The sequence below is a fragment of the Kitasatospora kazusensis genome, from assembly GCF_039529945.1.
In the GTDB taxonomy this organism is placed as follows: domain Bacteria; phylum Actinomycetota; class Actinomycetes; order Streptomycetales; family Streptomycetaceae; genus Kitasatospora; species Kitasatospora kazusensis.
Genome location: NZ_BAAANT010000129.1, coordinates 1 through 1,330 on the forward strand (window position 1 = coordinate 1; position 1,330 = coordinate 1,330).

A 1,330-nucleotide genomic window follows, 5' to 3' on the forward strand; every position below is an offset into this window, starting at 1 on the left:
CCACCCAGGGCTTCGACGTAGTCCGGTGATGTCCGTTTTGTGATCACGCGAGACCGAGAAGCACCAGTGGGCGTCGTGGGTCACGGGCGCTGCGGCGGAGGCCAGCTGCGATGTTGGTGACGCCGGATAGCTTCAGCGCGCCGATGGCCAGGTTGCGCCAGGTCGCCATCGCGCGCGGCGCGTTGCCGGTCCGCAGCTGGGAGGCGTCCTCGGCGAATGTGGTGTCCCTGACGTGATGCAGGGCCTCCACCTGCCAGTGGTCGCGGATCAGGTTGGCGAGCTGGGTGGGGCCGGCCTGTTCGGCGGTGAGGCTGGTGACGGCATAGACGGTCTTCACCGTGGTCTTCCCGGTCTTGCGGTCGGTGCGGCGGCGCTTGAGCTGGACTGCCTGCCGGGCACCTGGGAAGAGCAGGTTGTTCACGGTGGCTACCTTGATCCGCCTGATCTCCGAGCGTCCATGGCCGACGTTCTTCGTGCGGCCCTGCAGCGGGATCTCCATCCAGGGAAGCGTTTTGAGCTGCTTGCGGAGCTTCTTCTGGTTGCCCTTGGCGATCACGATGTAGTGGGCTTCGCGGCCCAGGAGGTAGCTGGCGTGCTCGCGCTGGGTGTGCATGGCGTCGCTGGTGATGACCACACCGGCCAGGTCTGCGACGCCGGCCAGCAGCGGCTGGAAGCAGGTGATTTCGTTCGTCTTCTCCTGCACGTCCAACTGCGCGAGGACCAGGCCGGTGGTGTGGTCCAGGGCTGCGAGCAGGTGGATCTTGCGGCCCTTGGCCCTGGCGGCTCCGCGCAGGCTCTTCCCGTCGACTGCCAGGCCGCGCAGTTGGCCCTCGGTGGGATTGCGGCGGTCGGCGAGCCAGCGGCCGACCGCCAGGTCCAGTGCGTCGCCGTCGATCCGGGCCAGCAGCCGTCGAACCGTCGTCTCAGCGGGCAGGAGCCGTTTCGGCAGCAGCGGATCGAGGCGCACGCCGACGCGTTCCAGGACGTGCGGCGGAGCGTCGGCGATCCACTCGCCGACCGCCAGCAGCGATGTCGCCCTGGCCAGCACCGCGCACGCGGCCAGGGCGAGCACGACGACCAAAGCGTGGCGAACTCCGCGCGGATCACGCGGATCGGGCACCTCGGCAAGGCGTACCAGCAGCCCGGGCACCTCTTCGGGCGCGACCTCCGGGTGCTCGCGGAGCTGGTCAAGGGCAGGCGGGATCGGCGATGATGCGTCGGCAGGCACGGTCTTCCAGGCAGATCACGGGGCGTCGAGAACTCCATGATCTTGGAAGCCGTGCCTGTCCCGCTCCGAGGGACACCTCAACCCGGCAGATCGTCATGAACC

At 68.6% G+C, this 1,330-nt stretch carries 1 protein-coding gene and 1 pseudogene; one reads left to right on the forward strand and one right to left on the reverse strand.

What is annotated here, in order from left to right:
- Positions 1-202: 202 nt before the first annotated feature.
- Positions 203-1,120 (reverse strand): annotated as a pseudogene (locus ABD330_RS32275) (ISAs1 family transposase); the annotation flags it as partial.
- Between ABD330_RS32275 and ABD330_RS32280 the strand changes: the two are divergent.
- Complete coding sequence (locus tag ABD330_RS32280) at positions 1,085-1,213, forward strand: hypothetical protein (protein ID WP_344469877.1); 129 nt, start codon at positions 1,085-1,087, stop codon at positions 1,211-1,213. The pseudogene ABD330_RS32275 and the gene ABD330_RS32280 overlap by 36 nt on opposite strands.
- The last annotated feature ends 117 nt before the right edge of the window (positions 1,214-1,330 follow it).